Source organism: Candidatus Termitispirillum reticulitermitis (assembly GCF_054655775.1).
Map to the genome: position 1 here is coordinate 1 of NZ_BAAIHG010000123.1, position 1,857 is coordinate 1,857.

Below are 1,857 nucleotides of genomic sequence, written 5' to 3' on the forward strand. Positions count from 1 at the left end.
TGGATAAAGAGTTTATAGATGCATACAAGACAGATGATTTATTGTATGATGGGATAATCGGCGAGGAAGAGTTTAAGGCTGTAAAGCCTAAAATCCTATGGATACTAAAAGAGGGAAGCAGTGGCGAAGGTGGTGGCGACTGGTCACTGCGCGAGTGGGAATACAATGGAGTTGCAGATGGAGATTACAAATATGGTCGCTGGAATAGCACGTATGGCAACATAATAAATGTTTCTTATGGACTAATCAATAAGGAATATGACTTTGAGAAGTTGCGCGCACCAAAAGAATTTGCTATTGGGGATAAGAATATCCTACGTAAGGTAGCAAAAATAAACGTTAAAAAGACCCCTGGCGATGCGACTTCTTCGCAAGGAATTATAAACGAGCATTATAACGATTACAAGGCTTTGCTTCACAAGCAGATAGAAAAGATTGCTCCCGATATTATTATCAACGCAAGCGGAGTGCGGGCACTTTTTGACGACCTTAAAACTAGTGGTGGGGAGAACGGGCAAGCTGTGGCGAAGTTTAAGGGTGGCATAATACTCAATGCATATCATCCCGCTTATATTCGTATGGAGGGTGGCTATGAGGCATACTTCAACGAGATTATTGAATTGGTTAAAATAGGGCAAAAACTATAAGCACCACCCCTTTTTATATAAACTAGCTATGAATATGGATTTTGACAACATAAATCGCCACCCTAAATTTTATTTGGGGTGGCGTTCCATTTACGTCCATTTTAGACGTATGTGCACGCTATGATAGCTCCATTAAACTTAAGGAGATGACTTATGAATGAAACTTACAAGGAAACTTTTGAGCGGGACGGGCTAAAGCTTGAGTTAGGGCTGGGTCGTAAGCTAATTCCACTAGTGCTAAACCCTGCCTTTCTTGGTCCTATGCGCCAAATACTGCAAAAGTCTATGCGCCAAAGACCGCAAAACTCTGCCATTCATCAGAGTCTTAGGGCTATGCGTCAAACTATATTTTCGGAAACGGGGTTTGTGTTGCCGCCTATCACGATTAAGGACAATCAAACGCTTGACCCACATACGTATGAAATCTTACTGAATGGCGTGAAGCTCGCAGAGGCTACAGTTCTGAATAAAGACCATGAGTCTATACTGCCACAGGATGCAATAGCAGAGCAACTCAGAAAAGTAATGATTGATAGGATAGCGGAAGTCTATGATTGGGCTGAACAAGGGAATGCGAAAGCACAATACTATGTCGGCAGTTGGCATGAAAACTTTACTACGGAAGAGCTTGGTTTAGGAGACTTGCAACAAAACTACAAGAAAGCCTTTGAATGGTTCACAAAAGCTGCCGAACAGGGTGTAGCAGACGCACAATATCGTTTGGGTGGCTTATACCATTATGGACAAGGGGTAGAACAGGACTACAAGAAAGCCTTTGAATGGTTCACAAAAGCTGCCGAACAGGGGGTAGTGCATGCTCAGTATGCCATAGGTGTCTTATACAAATATGGATATGGAGTAAAACAGGACTACAAGAAAACCTTTGAATGGTTCACAAAGGTAGCTGAACAGGGAGATGCAGGCGCACAAGATAGTTTAGGCTATCTTTATCAAAATGGACAGGGAGTAGAACAAGATTACAAGCAAGCCTTTGAGTGGTACACAAAAGCTGCCGAGCAAGAGGAAGCAAGCGCACAATTTAATTTAGGCTATCTTTATCAAAATGGACAGGGAGTAGAACAGGACTACAAGAAAGCCTTTGAATGGTTCACAAAGGCTGCCGAACAGGGATATGCAAGCGCACAAGATAGTTTAGGCAATCTTTATGAAAATGGACAAGGAGTAGAACAGGACTACAAGAAAGCCTTTG

General features: G+C 42.3%; 2 protein-coding genes. Both read left to right on the top strand.

Features of this window, described 5'->3' with window-relative positions:
• A partial coding sequence (locus AC1MDJ_RS07635) for a hypothetical protein (protein ID WP_479690327.1) occupies window positions 1–647 on the top strand: 647 nt, incomplete at its 5' end.
• A gap of 153 nt (window positions 648–800) precedes the next feature.
• Window positions 801–1,857 (top strand): tetratricopeptide repeat protein (locus AC1MDJ_RS07640; protein ID WP_479690328.1); only part of this gene is annotated, 1,057 nt, incomplete at its 3' end.